This window comes from Nocardia fodinahabitans (genome assembly GCF_052983615.1).
This window is the reverse complement of record NZ_JBRJJC010000001.1, coordinates 992,730-1,009,029: the sequence shown is the minus strand read 5'-3', so window position 1 is coordinate 1,009,029 and position 16,300 is coordinate 992,730. Positions and strand designations below refer to the sequence as shown.

17 protein-coding genes are annotated in these 16,300 nt (G+C 69.6%); 12 read left to right on the top strand and 5 right to left on the bottom strand.

Annotated elements, in window-relative coordinates; translation table 11 throughout:
- The first annotated feature begins 61 nt into the window (after positions 1-61).
- The 4 genes from NV348_RS04845 to NV348_RS04830 all read left to right on the top strand — a co-directional run bounded on the left by NV348_RS04845 (position 62) and on the right by NV348_RS04830 (position 4,335).
- A complete protein-coding gene (locus NV348_RS04845; protein ID WP_447145900.1) occupies positions 62-1,408 on the top strand; it encodes a TIGR03118 family protein in 1,347 nt (448 codons plus the stop codon).
- Positions 1,409-1,733: 325 nt separating this feature from the next.
- Entirely contained in the window at positions 1,734-2,651 is a 918-nt protein-coding gene (locus tag NV348_RS04840) for a thioesterase domain-containing protein (RefSeq protein WP_447145899.1), read from the top strand.
- On the top strand, positions 2,645-3,532 hold the full coding sequence (locus NV348_RS04835; RefSeq protein WP_447145898.1) for an ABC transporter permease: 888 nt from the start codon (positions 2,645-2,647) through the stop codon (positions 3,530-3,532). Before NV348_RS04840 ends, NV348_RS04835 begins: the two co-directional genes overlap by 7 nt.
- On the top strand, positions 3,529-4,335 hold the full coding sequence (locus tag NV348_RS04830; RefSeq protein WP_447145897.1) for an ABC transporter permease: 807 nt from the start codon (positions 3,529-3,531) through the stop codon (positions 4,333-4,335). Before NV348_RS04835 ends, NV348_RS04830 begins: the two co-directional genes overlap by 4 nt.
- Here the strand turns inward: NV348_RS04830 and NV348_RS04825 are convergent.
- Positions 4,329-5,192: a helix-turn-helix domain-containing protein gene (locus NV348_RS04825; RefSeq protein ID WP_447145896.1), complete on the bottom strand. Its 864-nt coding sequence runs from the start codon at positions 5,190-5,192 to the stop codon at positions 4,329-4,331. The genes NV348_RS04830 and NV348_RS04825 overlap by 7 nt on opposite strands.
- A gap of 427 nt (positions 5,193-5,619) precedes the next feature.
- On the opposite strand from NV348_RS04825, the gene NV348_RS04820 reads away from it, so the two are divergent.
- Positions 5,620-5,979, top strand: a complete 360-nt coding sequence (locus NV348_RS04820; protein WP_447150940.1) for a DUF4254 domain-containing protein — start codon at positions 5,620-5,622, stop codon at positions 5,977-5,979.
- Positions 5,980-5,984: 5 nt separating this feature from the next.
- Here NV348_RS04820 and NV348_RS04815 read toward each other — a convergent pair whose 3' ends face one another.
- Complete coding sequence (locus NV348_RS04815) at positions 5,985-6,707, bottom strand: GntR family transcriptional regulator (protein WP_447145895.1); 723 nt, start codon at positions 6,705-6,707, stop codon at positions 5,985-5,987.
- Between the two features lie 96 nt (positions 6,708-6,803).
- Here NV348_RS04815 and NV348_RS04810 point away from each other — a divergent pair, with 96 nt between their 5' ends.
- The 6 genes from NV348_RS04810 (at position 6,804) to NV348_RS04785 (ending at position 12,755) form a co-directional block, all read left to right on the top strand.
- Positions 6,804-7,931 (top strand): TIGR03364 family FAD-dependent oxidoreductase, encoded by a 1,128-nt coding sequence (locus NV348_RS04810; protein ID WP_447145894.1) that lies wholly within the window; start codon positions 6,804-6,806, stop codon positions 7,929-7,931.
- Between the two features lie 8 nt (positions 7,932-7,939).
- Complete coding sequence (locus NV348_RS04805; RefSeq protein ID WP_447145893.1) at positions 7,940-8,623, top strand: phosphonatase-like hydrolase; 684 nt, start codon at positions 7,940-7,942, stop codon at positions 8,621-8,623.
- A gap of 87 nt (positions 8,624-8,710) precedes the next feature.
- Positions 8,711-9,757 carry a 2-aminoethylphosphonate ABC transporter substrate-binding protein gene (locus NV348_RS04800; RefSeq protein ID WP_447145892.1) on the top strand — a complete coding sequence of 349 codons (1,047 nt, stop codon included), beginning with the start codon at positions 8,711-8,713 and terminating at the stop codon, positions 9,755-9,757.
- Positions 9,758-9,785: 28 nt separating this feature from the next.
- Positions 9,786-10,988, top strand: coding sequence for an ABC transporter ATP-binding protein (locus tag NV348_RS04795; RefSeq protein WP_447145891.1), 1,203 nt, complete (start codon positions 9,786-9,788; stop codon positions 10,986-10,988).
- Positions 10,989-11,061: 73 nt separating this feature from the next.
- Positions 11,062-11,955: a 2-aminoethylphosphonate ABC transporter permease subunit gene (locus NV348_RS04790; RefSeq protein WP_447145890.1), complete on the top strand. Its 894-nt coding sequence runs from the start codon at positions 11,062-11,064 to the stop codon at positions 11,953-11,955.
- Positions 11,956-11,957: 2 nt separating this feature from the next.
- Complete coding sequence (locus tag NV348_RS04785) at positions 11,958-12,755, top strand: ABC transporter permease (RefSeq protein WP_447145889.1); 798 nt, start codon at positions 11,958-11,960, stop codon at positions 12,753-12,755.
- Between the two features lie 18 nt (positions 12,756-12,773).
- On the opposite strand, the gene NV348_RS04780 is transcribed toward NV348_RS04785, so the two are convergent.
- The 3 genes from NV348_RS04780 to NV348_RS04770 form a co-directional block, all read right to left on the bottom strand.
- Positions 12,774-13,538: an SDR family oxidoreductase gene (locus NV348_RS04780; protein ID WP_447145888.1), complete on the bottom strand. Its 765-nt coding sequence runs from the start codon at positions 13,536-13,538 to the stop codon at positions 12,774-12,776.
- A gap of 91 nt (positions 13,539-13,629) precedes the next feature.
- Positions 13,630-14,478 carry a helix-turn-helix transcriptional regulator gene (locus NV348_RS04775; protein ID WP_447145887.1) on the bottom strand — a complete coding sequence of 283 codons (849 nt, stop codon included), beginning with the start codon at positions 14,476-14,478 and terminating at the stop codon, positions 13,630-13,632.
- Positions 14,479-14,821: 343 nt separating this feature from the next.
- A protein-coding gene (locus tag NV348_RS04770; RefSeq protein WP_447145886.1) for an IS5 family transposase occupies positions 14,822-15,621 on the bottom strand; the annotation gives its coding sequence in 2 pieces (ribosomal slippage) (positions 14,822-15,291 and positions 15,291-15,621; 801 coding nt in all).
- Positions 15,622-15,761: 140 nt separating this feature from the next.
- On the opposite strand from NV348_RS04770, the gene NV348_RS04765 reads away from it, so the two are divergent.
- Positions 15,762-16,265 carry a hypothetical protein gene (locus NV348_RS04765; RefSeq protein WP_447145885.1) on the top strand — a complete coding sequence of 168 codons (504 nt, stop codon included), beginning with the start codon at positions 15,762-15,764 and terminating at the stop codon, positions 16,263-16,265.
- Positions 16,266-16,300 lie beyond the last annotated feature (35 nt).

Below are 16,300 nucleotides of genomic sequence, written 5' to 3'. Positions count from 1 at the left end.
CCGGTCAGGCTAAGGTCAGCCTCGCCTGAACGCCGTCCGGCGGAGGTCGAAAGGATAGAACGTGAACGGACATGTGAGGGGTACCCGCGGGGTGCGGTCCGGGCTGGTGCGCGGTGTGGTTCTCGGTGCGGCCCTGCTACTGGCGGCCGCGTGCTCGAGCTCCGAGCAGGCCGGCGACGATGTGGCCGCGCTCGACGGGAACCGGTACAGCCAGACGAACCTGGCCGCGAACAAGGACTCCTATCGCGCCCAGTTCACATTCCCCGACATGGTCAATGCCTGGGGCGTGGCCGATCGCCCCAAGGGCTCGGGCGGGCACTTCTGGGTCGGCGCGGGCGGTAAGTCCTACCAGTTCGTCGGTGATGTGCACGCGTCCTCGGATCCGAAGCTGCAGAAGCTGTTCCAGGACCAGCTCAAGCTCGTCGGTGTGCCCGGCGCCGACGCCGACACCTCGGACAAGAGTGTCGGCAAGACCACCGGTGTCGTGTTCAATCCGGCCCCGATCACCTCCGACCTGTTCGCCGTGCGCGACCAGTGGGTGGATGTCGACGGCACGCCGATTCCGCTCGGCGGCTCGTCGCGGTTCATCTTCGCCACCGACTCCGGCAAGATCTCGGCCTGGACCGAGCAGGCCCCCGACGGCGCGATCGTGCGCCGTGACGGCGGCGCGAACCTGGTGTTCGACGGTTCGGCGCAGGGCATGGCGTTCTTCGGGATCGCGCTGTCGCCGTCCGGTGACAAGCTGCTCGCCGCCGACTTCGGCACCGACCCGCAGGTCCGCACCTTCGACAAGTTCTGGCAGCCGGTGGCGACCACCGGCTTCGCCAACCCCTTCGCCACCGGCGACGTGATCGACCCGGCCACCCCCGAGAAGGGCAAGAAGGCCAAGCCGGGCGACCCCGCCCCGTTCAACATCACCACCCTCGGCAGCCGGGTGTTCGTGTCCTACGCCATCACCCAGCCGGACGAGAAGGATCCCAAGGCCTTCGACAAGGCCGAGGAGGACTCGCTCGACGCCGAGGCGGACAAGGACGCCAACGGCAAGCCCGACAAGGGCAAGGTCGCCGAGTTCGACGCCGCGGGCAAGCTCGTGCGGATCGTCGACGACGGCGGCAGGCTCAACGCGCCCTGGGGCGTGGCGATCGCGCCGTCGAACTTCGGCGCGCTCTCGGGCAAGCTGCTGATCGGCAACTTCGGTGGCCTCGGCCGCGTGCTGGCCTACGACGACACCACCGGCACCTTCGTCGACTACCTGCGCGACGGCGACGCGAAGCCGGTCGAGATCGCCGGGCTGTGGGCCCTGATGTTCGGCAACGGCGAGAGCCTGGGCGACGCCAACGCCCTGTACTTCACCGCGGGCCCCGAGGACGAGAAGGACGGCCTCTTCGGCAGCCTGCGCGTGCAGTAGATCTGTCGCCTGATCGCCTACCGGACACCGCGAGCGTCCGGTAGGCGATCGGTGCCGTTCATGGCTCGTGGTGCGACCGTGGACGCGGATGATCGGGCGGTGGCCGACCCGGCCACCCTCGGGGGCGATTGCGTGCCCCCTGGGTGGAGGCGACCGCGCCGCAGGGGCGGTATCGGCGGCGGCGCGTCCCGCGCGACAGTGGAGGGTGCGACGCCCCTGTCGTCCGGTGAGCGAGTGAGGTGCCACGATGCACGGTCGGCAGCGGTCGGTGAATGCCCCCGAAAATAGTGGGCCGGAGACGATTTCGTACGACGTATCATTTGTTGTGAGCTCTCCCGCCGATCCCTCCGGCACCCGGCCGGGCTGCGCCTGGGCGCCGGACGAACCCGAATCGTGTCCGGCGGTGTCCACCTTCGACGACCGGCGTGCCGGGGCGTCGGCCCTCGCGCCGATGGTGCCGATCCGTCCACTCGGCCCGCACGTCGACGGCGCCCCACTGTTCTGCCTGGCCGGCGAGGCGGGCCTGGCCTGGCGCTACGCGGGCCTGCTCGCCCACCTGGATCCGCGCGTCCCCGTCTACGGGATGCAGGCGCCGGTCACTTCCGCGGCGCCGCGCACCGTCCGCGAATCCGCCACCCGCGCCGTCGCCGAGATCCGGGGGATCGCCCCGCACGGCCCGTATCAGCTGCTCGGCTGGTCCGCCGGCGGTTTCGTCGCCCACGAGATCGCGGTGCTGCTGCGTGCGGCCGGGGAACACGTCGATGTCGTCGTGCTCCACGCCGACCCCGAAGTGTGCGGGGCCGTCCCGCCACCACGGCCTACGGCCGGGGAGTTCGTGTACCGGTTCGGCCCGCTGCTCGGTGTCGAGGCCGACACCGCCGGCCTGTCGGCCGAGGAGACCGCCGCGGTCCTCGTCCGGGCGCTGGCGGGCACCGTCGAACTGACCGGCGCCGATCTGGATCGCCTGGCCGGCGCGGCCGACGCGGCGGCCAGGATGGTGGCGGGCCATCACCCCTCGGTGCTGACCGGTGACCTGATCGTCGGCGTCGCGGGCCGCGAGCCCGACGGCACCGCCCGGCCGAATCCCGAAGCCGTGGTACGGAACTGGCGCCGCTACGTCGAGGGCACGGTGACCGGCTTCGTGCTCGACGCCTCTCCGGACGAGCTGACCGCCCCCGACCTGCTACCCGAGCTCGCCCGCGTCCTCGCGACGGCCGCCGCGGCTGCGCGCACGGCATGCTGACCGCGCCCGGATTCCCGGCGACCGCCGACGGGATCACTCATGATGGGGCGGTGCGGATGTCGGCCGACCCGGTGATCGTGCGCCCGGACCGGCCACCGATCTCGGCGTACACCCAGTGGTGGGTGCTGTCGCTGCGCCTGATCCGGCCGTCCTGGCGGACCGGGGAGATCCTGACCGCGATCCTCGCGCCCGCGGTGTTCACCCTCGGCTTCTACGTGCCGCTGAACCTGGTGATGAGCGAGTACGGCCACGGATCGAGCAGCTACGCGCAGTTCCTGATGCCGATGATCATCATGCAGGCGGTCTCGTTCTGCGCCATCGCCGCGGCCTTCCGCTCGGCCACCGACGCCCGCGACGGCCTCGACCTGCGTTTCGCGACCCTGCCGATGCCGCGCTGGGTGCCACTGGCGGCCAGGATGAGCGCCGCCGCCCAGCGGTCGGTGGTCGCGGTGACCGCGGCCGTGCTGTGTGGCTCACTCATCGGCTTCCGCTTCCACGGCGGCTGGTGGCACACCGTGGGGTTCCTCGGGTTCGCGCTGCTCATCGCGACCGCGTTGTGCTGCGCCGCCGACCTGCTCGGCAGTGTGTCGACGAGTCCGGAGGCCACCACCCAGATCCTGGTGCTGCCCCAGCTGATCCTGGGCATGGTCTCCACCGGTTTCGCCCCGGCGAGCCAGTTCCCCGGCTGGATCCAGGGCTACGCGCGCCATCAGCCCGTCTCCCGGTTCGTCGACGGATTGCGGGCACTGGCAGGCGATTCCACCGGCAACGCGGGCGCGGTCGATCTCGCGACGGTCGGTCCCGGCCTCGCCTGGGCGGCCGGCACGCTCGTGGTGTGCGGCGCGCTGGCGTGGTGGCGCGCGGTCCGGCGGCGCGGATGACCACCACCATGCCCACGGTCACCCGCCGCACCGAGTCGCCGCGGATGCTGGTGCCGCAGACCATGATCCAGACCAAGCGCCTGCTGATGCGCTGGTACCGCGACCCGCTGACGGTGATGCAGGCCCTGGTGTTCCCCGCGCTCCTGCTGGTGATGCTGAATTCGGTCCTCGGCACGCAGATCTCGGCCTTCGCCGACGCCGACGCGCTCTACGGCTCGGTCCCGATGCTCTCGCTGGTCGGGGTGATGTCGGGATCGCTGGCAGGGGCGGTGACGCTGGGCCGGGAACGCAACGAAGGCCTGCTCGCCAGGTTCTGGGTGCTGCCGGTACATCGGGCCTCCGGCCTGCTGGCCCGGGTCGCCGCCGAGTGTGCGCGCATCACGGCAGGCACGCTGGTGATCGTCGCGGTCGGGGTCGTTCTCGGCTTCCGTTTCACCCAGGGGCCGCTCGCCGCGATCGCCCTGTTCACCATCCCGCTGATCTACGGTCTGGGTTTCGCGACCATGGTGACCGCGCTGGCGGTTTACACCGCGAAAACGGCGCTGGTCGAGGTCATCTCGCTGGGCTCGTCGCTGCTGATGTTCTTCAGTACCGGCTTCGTCCCGCTCAGCGCGTATCCCGGCTGGGCCCGTCCGCTGGTCGAGCACAACCCGCTGACCCAGGCCATCGACACCATGCGCGGACTCTCGCTGGGCGGACCGGTGCGCGGTCCGCTGCTGGCGACGCTGGCCTGGTCGCTGGGCGCGATCGCGGTGTTCGCGCTGCCCGCCGCGATCGGGTTCCGGCGGGCCAGCCGCTACTGAGCGATCGTGGCGCGCGCGTCGGCGAGCAGCAGGGCCGAATCGCGCGGGCTCAGCGCCATCGCGCGCAGCTGGTCGAAGATCACGCCGAACCGGCGGATCTCGGAATGGCCCTCGACGAGGGTGTCGATCGCCAGGCTCTCCACGTACACCAGTTCGGGGTCGACCGGGTTGCGGAAATCGAGCAGGGTGAAGGAACCGGCCATGCCGGGGTGCGCGCCCGCGTCGAACGGCAGGATCTGCAGGATCACGTTCTTGCGCTTGGTCTCGGTGATCAGCCGGTCCAGCTGCCCGGCCATCACCGCGGGCCCGCCGACGACACGGCGGATGGCCGCCTCGTCCATCACGACCCACAGCTCGAGCGGATCGTCCTTGGACAGGTTGACCGCGCGGTCCATCCTCGCCTTCGCTCGGCTCTCCATGGTCGCCGCGTCGAGGCGCGGCATGGAGGTGTCGATGACGGCGGCGGCGTACTCGTAGGTCTGCAGCAGGCCGGGCACGGTCGAGGTCTGGTACTGGCGGGCCGACAGCGCTTCCGCCTCGAAGTTGATGTAGGTGGCGTAGACGTCGGACACCGCGCCTTCGTAGGCGTGCGACATACCGGGTTTCAGCGCGTCGGAGAGCAGGCTGAGCGCTTCTTCCCGCGTCTTCTCGTTGACCTGATACAGGTCGAGCATCGCGCCGAGGGTGCGGCGCTGCGGGCGGGCCTGTGCCATTTCGATGCGATACAGCGTCGTGACGTTGATACCGGTTCGAGCGCTGACATCTTCCTTGCTGAGACCCGCGGTTTCGCGCAACTCGCGCAACATGGCGGCGAGCCGGCGTAGCCGGACGGTCAGTGTCGTGCGCTTGCCTGCCATGGTTCCCCTTCGCCTGTGGCGCGCTTCGTGAATCGCATTATTGCGCTGTGCGGCCCCGATGTCACGCGATCGGCCCACAACGATGCTTCCGGCGCATAGCCTGAGGTCGACGGGCGTGCAGACACGCCGTAAACCGGTGCCGCCGTGCGGATGTGACCATCGGTTCTGTCAGGGAGGCTTTACCGCAAGGGTGACAACGCAATCTTGCGTTTCGCAGTGTGAGCGAGCATGATCCAGTTAGCCTGGTTGCGAGCAATCCGAACAGAAGACCGGGATAACCGAATCGAGAGCCAATCATGTTGGTACACAAATCTTGGGTGTCGGGTGAATTCGGGGCGTCGCGATGAGCGCGCCGGTGATGGGGGTACTGCCGACTGCGCCGCAATTGTTGTGCGCATTCCAGGGCAGGCGTTTTCAGGATCGAGAATTGTTGCGGTCGGCGCACGCACTCGCTGAACTGCACGAACGGCGGGCGCAGGTGCGCGACGCCGCACTGATCGCCGAAATCGATTGCCGTCGCAGCGAACTCGTCGACGACATCAACGACTGGATCGTCCAGGAGATCCCGTTGCACCGCCACGGCGCGTCACTGCACACCGAGAGCCTCGGTGCGGTGGTCGACCGGATGGCGCGCAGCTGGGTCGACGCGAACCAGGCCATCGATCTCGACGGCGCGCGCAGCGACAGCACGCACAAGCACTGGTATCACCTCGCCGAACTCGTCGACGGCTACACCGACCTGGTCACCGATGTGGCGGGCGGACGGCGAAGGCTGCCCGAGCAGTAACCGGGCTACTCGTGCTCGGGTGACAGCCTCGCCTCGAAGGCGACGCGATCACCCCGGTACAGCGAGCGCACCCGTTCGATGGGTGCGCCGTCGGCATCCACGCTGCGTCGATGCAACAGCAACATCGGCAAGGCCGTGGTGCATTCGAGCAGGCCCGCTTCTCTGGGCGCTGCCAGGACGGTTTCGATGCGTTCCCGCGCACCGGCGAGTTCGATGCCGGTCGCGCGGATCGCGGCGTACAGCGACGTGGTCGGGTCATAGCTGCCGCGCAGGCCGCCGAAGCGGTGCAGCGGCAGGTAGGTGCTCTCCAGGCCGATGCGTTCACCGTCGGCGAGCAGCACACGTTCCAGGTGCATCACCGTCGCGCCCGGCTCCAGGTCCAGGTCGGTGGCGGTCGCCGCGTCGGCGGCGACGTCCTCCCAGGTGACCAGGATGCGGCCGGGGGCGCGGCCGAGGCTGATCGCGCCCTCGGTGTAGGAGCGCAGCGACAGCGGCTGGGTCAGCTTGGGGCGCGAGACCACCGTGCCGCGCCCCCGGCGCCGAATCCTGCCTTCCACCAGCAGTTCTCGCAGTGCCTGGCGCACCGTCTCGCGGGCGACGCCGAACCGGGTGGCGAGGTCGCGTTCGGACGGTACCGGGTCGCCTTCGTCGAGATCGGCCAGGATGGCGTCGATTTCGGTGCGAACCAGGAACACCTTCGGAACGCGCGTCGGGTGCGGTGTTTCCATGCCCGCCAGCGTACTGGATTGGTCTATACCAAAATTTAACTTCCCGTTCTCACGGCCAACACCTATCGGTCTAGACCATTTGCCACCATCACTGGCATGCGATTGGTCATCATCGGTGGAGGGATACTCGGCACCGCACACGCCTGGGCGGCGATCGCCCGAGGCCACGAGGTCGTGCAGCTCGAACGCGAACGGGAAGCCCGCGGCGCGACGGTCCGCAACTTCGGCCTGGTCTGGGTGTCCGGCCGGGCGGCGGGGGAGCTGGACCTGACCCTGCGCTCGCGGGAACTGTGGGAGGAGATCGGCGGCCGGGTGGCCGGCGTCGGCTTCCGCCCGGCGGGTTCGATCACACTGGTGCGCACGCCCGCCGAGCTCGCCGTCGCCGAGGCGGCGGCCGCGGGCCCCACCGCGCAGGCGCGCGGCTTCGCCCTGCTCGACCCCGACGAGGTGCGCGCGCTCAACCCGGCGCTGCGCGGCAAATATCTTGCCGGACTGCACTGCTCGACCGACGCCGCGGTGGAATCGCGGCAGGCGCTGCCCGCGCTGCGCGCCCATATGGCGGGCAGCGGTCGCTACACCTTCCACGAGGGCACCGAGGCCCGCTCGGTGCTCGACACCGGATCCGGCGCCGTCGTCATCGACGATCACGGCCGCCGCCACGAGGCCGACCTGGTCGTGCACTGCCCCGGCGCCGCCCATTCCGGGCTCACCCGCGAACTCGCCGGCGAGCTGCCGGTGCGCCGGGTGCGGTTGCAGATGATGCAGACCGCGCCGCTGGACGAACCGCTCACCACCGCCATCGCCGACGGCGACAGCTTCCGCTACTACCCGGGATTCGCCGGCGCGCAGGTGGATTCGCTGGCGCTCGAACAGTCGCAGACCGCCACGGCCGCCGAGCACAAGATGCAGCTGCTGTGCGTGCAGCGCCTGCACGGCGGCCTGACCATCGGCGACACCCACGAGTACGCCGAGCCGTTCGCCTTCGATGTCGACGAGGCACCCTACGACCACCTCACCGAGGTCACCGAGGAACTGCTCGGCCGCAAGCTGCCCCGGATCGTGCGCCGCTGGGCCGGCGTCTACAGCCAGAGCGTCGATCCCGACGCCATCGTCACCCGGGTCCAGGCCGACACGAACGTCTGGGTCGTCACCGGCCCCGGCGGCCGCGGCATGACCCTGGGCCCCGCCATCGGCGAGCAGACCGCCGACCGGATCGGACTGTGAGGACAACCATGCGCGACACCACGATTCAGCTCGCCGTACTCGACATGGCGGGCACCACCGTCGCCGACGCGGGCTTGGTCCTGCGCGCCTTCGAGGCCGCCGCCACCGCCGCCGGGATCGAGCAGACGGGCCCGCGTCGCGAGCAGGCCCGCCACTACGTCGTCGACACCATGGGACAGTCCAAGATCGAGGTGTTCCGCGCGCTGCTCGGCGACGAGGACGCGGCCCAGGCCGCCAACCTCGCGTTCGAGTCCGCCTACGACGCGCTGGTCGACGAGACCGACATCGCGCCGATTCCCGGTGCGGTCGAGGCGATCACCGCGTTGCGAGAGGCGGGCGTGCGCGTCGCCCTGACCACCGGATTCAGCCGTGGCACCCAGGACAAGCTGCTGGCCGCCCTCGGCTGGGCGGACCTGGCCGACCTCACGCTGGCGCCCTCGGACGCGGGCCGTGGCCGCCCGTATCCGGACATGGTCCTCACCGCGGCGCTGCGGCTCGGCGTCGACGCGGTCGACCGGATCGCGGTGCTCGGCGACACCACCAGCGACATCGCGACCGGCCTCGCGGCGGGCGCGGGCATCGTCGCGGGCACCCTCACCGGCGCGCACACCGCCGACCAGCTGCGCGCCGCGGGCGCCACCCATGTCCTCGCCTCGGTCGCCGAGTTCCACGCGCTGGTGCTGGCCTCCTGACTCCGCCGCGGCAGCCGTCGCGGTGTGTCCCTCCTACTCACCATCCCTGCGATTCCCCTCGACACCGAGACGAAAGTTGCTGTAATCGTGCGTACTTCCCTCACCGCGCGCCGCCTGTCCAAGGTCGCGCTGCTGCTGGCCGGCGTCACCGCCGTCGCGTTCACCGCGGCCTGCGGCGGCACCGGCACCGAATCCACGGACGGCAAGACCGTCACCGTCTACTCCGCCGACGGAGTCGGCGGCTGGTACAAGAACCGGTTCGCGGAGTTCACCGCGCAGACCGGCATCGCGGTCAACCTGGTCGAGGCGGGTTCCGGCGAGGTCGTGAACCGCGTCGACAAGGAACAGTCCAACCCGCAGGCCGACGTGGTCGTCACCCTGCCGCCGTTCATCCAGAAGGCCAAGAAGTCCGGGCTGCTGCAGCCCAGCGGCATCGACACCGCCGCGATCCCGGCCACCGACAAGGACGCCGAGGGCACCTACGTGACCCTGGCCAACAACTACCTGTGCTTCATCGCCAACCCCTCGGTCGACGCCTCCGCGCTGACCTGGGAGGACCTGCTGAAGCCGGAGTTCAAGGGCAAGCTGCAGTACTCCACCCCCGGCCAGGCCGGTGACGGCACCGCCGTGCTGGTGCTGCTGCAGCAGCTGCGCGGCAAGCAGGCCGCGCTGGACTACCTGGCCGCGCTGCAGGCCAACAATGTCGGTCCGTCCTCCTCGACGGGCAAACTGCAGGCCAAGGTCGACAAGGGTGAGCTGCTGATCGCCAACGGTGACGTGCAGATGAACCTGACCACGGTGAAGGAGAAGGGCTCCAAGTTCACCGTCTTCTTCCCCGCCGCCGCGGGCAAGCGCTCCACCGTGCCGGTGCCGTACATGATGGGCCTGGCCAAGGGCGCGCCGCACAAGGACGACGCCACGAAGCTGATGAGCTTCCTGCTCGCCACCGACGCGCAGAGCAAGCTCGGCCCCGAGGCCTTCGCGGTATCCCCGCGCACCGATGTGCCTGCCCCCGCCGACGGTGGTCCGGCCGCCGCGCTGACCGGCGTCGAGGTGGTCGCGGTCGACTGGGACAAGGTCCTCACCGAGCTGGACGCCGATGTCGCGGCGTACCAGAAGGCAACCGGCAGCTGAATCCGGCTGTGCTGTAAGGGAGTAGACGATGTCCGACGGTGACCTCAGCATGAAGTCCGCTACCGCCGCCCGCACCGGGACGGCGACGAACGAACCGGCGATCGTGTTCGACCGGGTCGGGGTCAGCTACGGCAGGGGCCGCAAGGCCACGGTCGCGCTGGCCGATTTCACCCTGCGCGTCGCCGTCGGCGAGACCGTCGCGCTCCTCGGCCCGAGTGGATCGGGCAAGTCGACCGCGCTCAAGGCGCTGGCCGGTTTCGTCCGGCCCACCTCGGGCGCGGTCCGGCTGGCCGGGCGTGACGTCACCGATCTCTCGCCCGCCAAGCGTGGGATCGGTGTCGTCGTCCAGTCCTACGCGCTGTTCCCGCACATGAGCGTGCACAGCAATGTCGCCTTCGGGCTGAAGTCGCATCGGGTGCCGCGGGCCGAGATCGGCGCGCGGGTCACCGAGGCGCTGGAGATGGTCGGCATGGCCGGCTACGCCCAGCGGCTGCCCCGCGAGCTGTCCGGTGGCCAGCAGCAGCGGGTGGCGATCGCCCGCGCGCTGGCCATCCGGCCCGCGGTGCTGCTGCTCGACGAGCCGCTGGCCGCGCTCGACGCGCAACTGCGCCACGCCATGCTCGGCGAACTGCAGGAACTGCGCAAAGCCCTGCCCGACACCGCGATGCTCTATGTCACCCACGATCAGGCCGAGGCGCTGGCGCTGGCCGACCGGATCGCGGTGATGCGCGACTCCCGGCTGGTCGACATCGACACCGCCGAGAACCTCTGGCAGCGACCGCCCTCCGACTTCACCGCCGCCTTCCTCGGTGGCGCGAACCTGGTGCCGTGCACCGTCAAGCACGTCACCGGCACGGCGGCGCTGGTCACCGCGGGCACCGCCACGCTGCGCGCGCAGGCACCGCAGCCCGGTGTCGGGCTGGCGGACTGGGCGCCGGACGACGATGCGCTGCTGTGTCTGCGGCCGCACACCATCACGCTCGGCAAGACCGGCGAACGAGACGCTTTGCGTGCCAGCGTGCTGACCTCGGTGTGGCGCGGTGCGTCGACCCGGGTCGAGCTGGCGGTCGACGGGCTGCCCGGGGAACTCGCCGTCGATGTGCCGGGCCATTTCACCGCCGAGGTCGGTGCCGTGGTCGGAGTGCGTCTGCCCGACCCGGCCGGGGTACTGATCCCCAACGCGGTCGTCGCAGCGGCACCCGAATCCGCGGAGCAGGGCGGCGCGTCATGATCGCTGTCTGCTGCGGCCCGTTCCGCCGCACGGGTTCCGGCGCCCCGCGGCGCGGTGATGCGGAGGTGCCGCGATGAGTGCGCCGGTCCTCGATCCGCCCGTCACGAACGATCCGGTACCCGGTGTCCGGCAGCGCTCCTGGTTGCCGATCCTGTGGACCTTGCCGCCGGTGCTGGTCGTACTCGGCATCGCGGGTTACCCGATCCTGCGGGTGCTCACCGAGTCGACGCAGACCCCGACCGGGCGCGGCACCGAGGTGTGGACCTCGGTCCTCGGCTCGGAGTCGTTCCGGGAAGCGTTGTGGCGCACCGTGTCCATCGCGGTGTGCGCGACCGCGGGCTGCCTGGTCCTCGGGACGTTCCTGGCGATCGTGCTCGCGTTCGTGCCGTTTCCCGGATCGGGCGTGGTCGGCAGGCTCATCGACACGATCTTGACCCTGCCCTCGTTCCTGATCACCCTCGCGTTCACCTTCCTCTACGGCACGGCGGGCGCGGTGAACGCGCTGCTGGCCGAACTGACCGGCGCGACCCAGCCGGTCGTAGATTTCCTCACCACCCCGCTCGGCGTGATCCTGGCCGAGATCACCTATTTCACCCCGTTCGTGGTGCGTCCGGTGCTGGCCGCGTTCGCGCAGCTGCCGCGCGAACAGCTCGATGTGGCCGCGAGTCTCGGTGCCTCGCCGTGGCGGGTGCTGCGGCAGGTGGTCCTGCCCGAGGCGTGGCCCGCGCTCGCGGCGGGCGGCAGTCTCGTGCTGCTGCTGACGCTCAACGAGTTCGGCATCGTGCTCTTCACCGGCGCGAAGGGCGTGATCACGCTGCCCGCGCTGATCTACACGCGCGGCATCGTCACCTTCGATCTGCCCGGTGCCGCCGTGCTGGCCTCGGTGCAGGTGCTGCTCTCGCTCACCCTGTACCTGACCTACCGGTTCGTCTTCGCCCGGTTCACCGCCCGCCCGAAGGGGGATTGATCGTGCTCGTCTGGACGACTCGGGGAAAGGTCCTGGTGCTCGGTGTGTTCGGGCTGGTGGTCGGGGTGGTCTTCGTCGCCCCGATCGCCACCGTGGTCGCCGCCGCCCTGGCGGGCAGCTGGACCGGTCCGCTGCCCTCGGACCTGGGCTTGGCCAATATCGGCAACGCGCTCAGCGGTGAGCAGGCCGCCAGCCTGTCGGTGAGCCTGCAGACCGCCCTGCTGGCCGGGGCGATCTCGCTGGTCCTCGGCACCTGGGCCGCGCTGGCCTCGCGGGAAGCGCCCACCTGGTTGCGCCGGGTGACCGACGCGGTGTTCCACCTGCCGGTCGCGGTGCCCTCGGTCGCCGTCGGCCTCGGCGTGCTCATCGCCTTCAACGAACGTCCGCTGCTGCTGGGCGGGACCAAGTGGATCGTCATCGTGGCGCACACTGTGCTGGTCCTGGCATACGCGTTCAGCGCGGTGTCCGCCGCGCTGGACCGGCTCGACCCGGCATACCGGCAGGCCGCCGAATCCCTCGGCGCGGGCCCGGTGCGCGTGCTGTGCCAGATCACCCTGCCGCTGCTGCTGCCCGCCCTCGGCGCGGCGGCAGGTTTGGCAGTCGCCCTGTCCATGGGTGAACTTGGCGCGACGATCATGGTGTACCCGGCCACCTGGAAGACGTTGCCCGTCAGCATCTTCGCCCAGACCGACCGCGGCGAGGTGTTCGACGCGGCGGCCGGAACTACCGTTCTCGTGGTGGTGACGCTGGTGGTGCTGGTCGTCCTCGGCCGGGTGCGGGGACGCGCCGCGCTGCGCTGATCCGTCTGCCCGCGTTGTTCACAGGAGGGCGGCGGCGTCGACGGCGGTGAGGCCGCCGTCGACGCGGAGGTCGTGGCCGTTGACGTAGGCGGCGTCGGCGGAGGCCAGGAAGGCGACGGCGGCGGCGACCTCGTGGGCGGTGCCGACGCGACCGGCGGGGGACAGGCCCGCGACACCGGCCTGGGCGGCGTCGGAGAGTTCGGCGCGGAAGGCCGGGGTGTCGATATAGCCGGGACTCACCGAGTTCACGCGGATGCGGCGCGGTGCCAATTCGGCGGCGAGCGTGCGGGTCAGGTTGTGGACGGCGGCCTTGCTCGCCGAATACAGCGCCGCGCCGGGGACGCCGCGGTGCAGGCCGAACGAGGCGTTGATGACGATCGCGGCGTGCTCGGGCAGCAGGGGCAGGACCTTCTGGATGGTGAAGAACGCGGCCTTGACGTTGGCGGCGATCACGTCGTCGAACAGGGCGCCGGTGACCTGCTCGATCGGCTGGAACGAGCCGATGCCCGCATTGACGAACACCACGTCGAGCCAGCCGAAGCGATCGGCGACGGCGGCCGCCAGGGTGTCCAGGGCGCCGAGATCGGTGACGTCACCCGCGATGCCGTGTGCCTGCGCTCCGAGCTCGGCCACCGCCGCGTGCAGCCGGCCCTTGTCACGCCCGGTCACCACTACCTCGGCCCCTTCGGCGATCAGCCGGTGTGCGGTGGCCAGACCCATGCCACTGGTGCCACCGGTGATCAGTGCCGTCTTGCCGTCGAATCGAGAGCTGTTGTGCGTCATGGATTCAGCGTGACCGTCGACGTGCCGGTTAGGCAGTGCGCAGTTATCCGGGGTGCGGCACCACCAGTCTCCGGTGCCGCGCGGCCGCGGGTCAGGCGGACTCGGTCAATCGCAAGCGCGGCAGGCGGGCGAGGCGTTCCACGGTGTCGGTGCCCGGCTTCGGGTTGTAGAGCACGACAGACCAATTCGGCTGGTCGGCGACGGTGAGTGTGGTCGCGTCGAAGGACAACTCGCCGACCTCGGGATGACGCAGGGCGTTGACCGCCTGGGCGGGCAGATCGACCTCGTGCCGCTCCCACAGCCGCGCGAAGTCGGGTTCGGCGACGGCGAGTTCGCGTGCCACCCGGTGGAATTCGTCATCGTGCGGGGCCAGGGCCGCATCGGCGCGATAGGCCGCGACGACCCCCGGCGCCGCCGCGTCCCACAGCTCGGGCAGCCCGCGATAGCGCGGACTGGTGAAGAAGGTGACCAGGCAGTTGTGTGGTTCGCCGTCATCACAGCCGAACACCCGCCCGGCGAGAGTGTTGAACGCCAGGATGTTCCAGTACCGATCACGCACCACCGCGGGCCCGCGTTCCCAGCCGTCGATCAGCTGCCGGATCTCGACGGTCACCTCGGTCCCCGCCGTGGCATTCGGCGGTGGCGGATTGAGCCCGGCGAGCAGGTACAGATGCGCCCGCTCCGGCGCACTCAACCGCAAGACCCCCGCCACCGCGTCGAGCACCTCACCCGACACCGTGATGTCGCGCCCTTGCTCGAGCCACGTGTACCAGGACACCCCCACCCCCGCCAGCATCGCGACCTCTTCACGCCGCAACCCCGGGGTCCGCCGACGACCCGCCGCGTGCAGACCGACGTCCGCGGGCCCGACCCGCTCCCGCCGCGACCGCAGGAAGTCACGGAGTTGCTCACGACGGTGGACGGACGCAGCACTGGCCATCCCTCCACGCTAACCGCGCCGCCAGAACTTCGGCGACCTGGTGCGGCGGAGGCGTGATCACCCGGCGCTGCAATAACCAAGGCCATGGAGGTCTCCGTGTCCAGCAGCCACACCGACCACACCACTTTCGTGGACAACAACGGCGAGAACACCCACTACCCAGGCCCCGAAGGTAACCCAAGTCACGGAATCGATCGGTAGCCAACGCCAGCCGATCCACGACGTGCTCCGGAAGCGGTGATAGCCGCACGTCCATGATGTGATACTCGGATGTTTGGGCGCGGTTTTGGTTGCTATTCATTGAACATATGCGGGTGAATCTAGATGCGCACGCCAAGAGCCCCTATCGGGTTCGGTTGCTGAGTCGTCGCCAACAGATCAGTGCCGCACCAAGATTGAGGAATCCGTAGTGAATGTCGGTCCGACGTTCCCATCGGACGGCCAGGCGCCGGTACTGGTGGAGCAGGGCGAAGGTCTGCTCCACGATCCACCGACCGGCGGTGACCTTGTCACGGGTTCCGCGGCGAGGAATGTAGCCGGTGATCCCGCGTTTCCGCAGCTCGGCGTACACGCTGGGGTAGTCGTAGCCCTTGTCGCCGATGAGGGTCTTGATCCGGCGCCGTGGTGACCCCGGCCGTCCGCGGAGGGGTCGAACCTGGTCGAGCACGGGCGCGAGCATCAGGTGGTCGTTGAGGTTGGCCGCGGAGAGCTCGACGACGAGCGGGAACCCGTTTCCGCAGGTCAACAGGTGGTGTTTGGAGCCGGTCTTGGCACGGTCTACCGGGCTCGGCCCGGTCGCTGCGCCCCCCTTTTGGCCCGCACGTGCGAGCCGTCGATCATGACCCGGTCGAAGTCGATCAACCCGGCAGTGTTGCTGCGGTCGAGGGCCGCTTGGTGCATCGCCTCGAACACCCCGGCGGCCTGCCAGTCCCGCAACCTGCGCCAACACGTCATCCCGGACCCGAACCCCAGTTCCTGGGGCAGGTCTTCCCACCCGATCCCGGTGAACAGCACGAACAAGATTCCCTGGAACACCAGCCTCGGATCGTGCTGGGCCGGGCCCGGTGTTCCCGCCGGTTTCGCTGGTAGTAGCGGTTCGATAACCGCCCACAACTCGTCCTCCACGATCCACGGTGCTGCCACAGCGAAACATCGTGCACCACAAGGTGTCTCACCGCTACCGAGCCGAACCTGTTAGGAGCTCCAAGCGCGCCCAAGAGCTGGCCCTGACACTCGGGGTACGTTCTCCTCGCGTAAAGCGCGGGAAGCTGTCGGAAAGTCTTTTGCCCGAAGGGATTTGGACAAGAACTGCTGTCTACCGCCCGTACATCGCCATCACCCCGGCATTCGGCAACCTGACTGCGCCTGAGCAGGACAGCGAGTTGGCCCAGGCTGTCGTACTAGCCGACCTGATCGAATCCGGCACGCCGAAGCTGCTGTGCATCGCATCGATCGGAAGTGTCGCCTCGATAGCCCTGGCAGGCTTTGTCACGACTGTCTTGGATGTCCCTGCGCGGCTGTGGGCTGAAGTCGCCATCGCGCTGTTCGTAGGTTTCTACCTCAGCATGTATCTGGTGCATATGCTGGCTTGGACGCGACGAATAGTCTACCAGGCTGACCGGAGAATTGCCGAGGTTCTGGGGGTTCCGGCGGTGACTCCGAGTGTGCAAGTGTCCCGCCGGATGCGCTACAAACGGCGCGGTCTGTTCGGGCTGTGGATCGGCCTCTCGATGCCTAACGAGGGCCGCAGGCTCGACGCAATTGCGGACCTGACCCCCGTTGCGTAGCCAGTTGTTTGCCGCTGTCCCGCCAGGCGAACGGC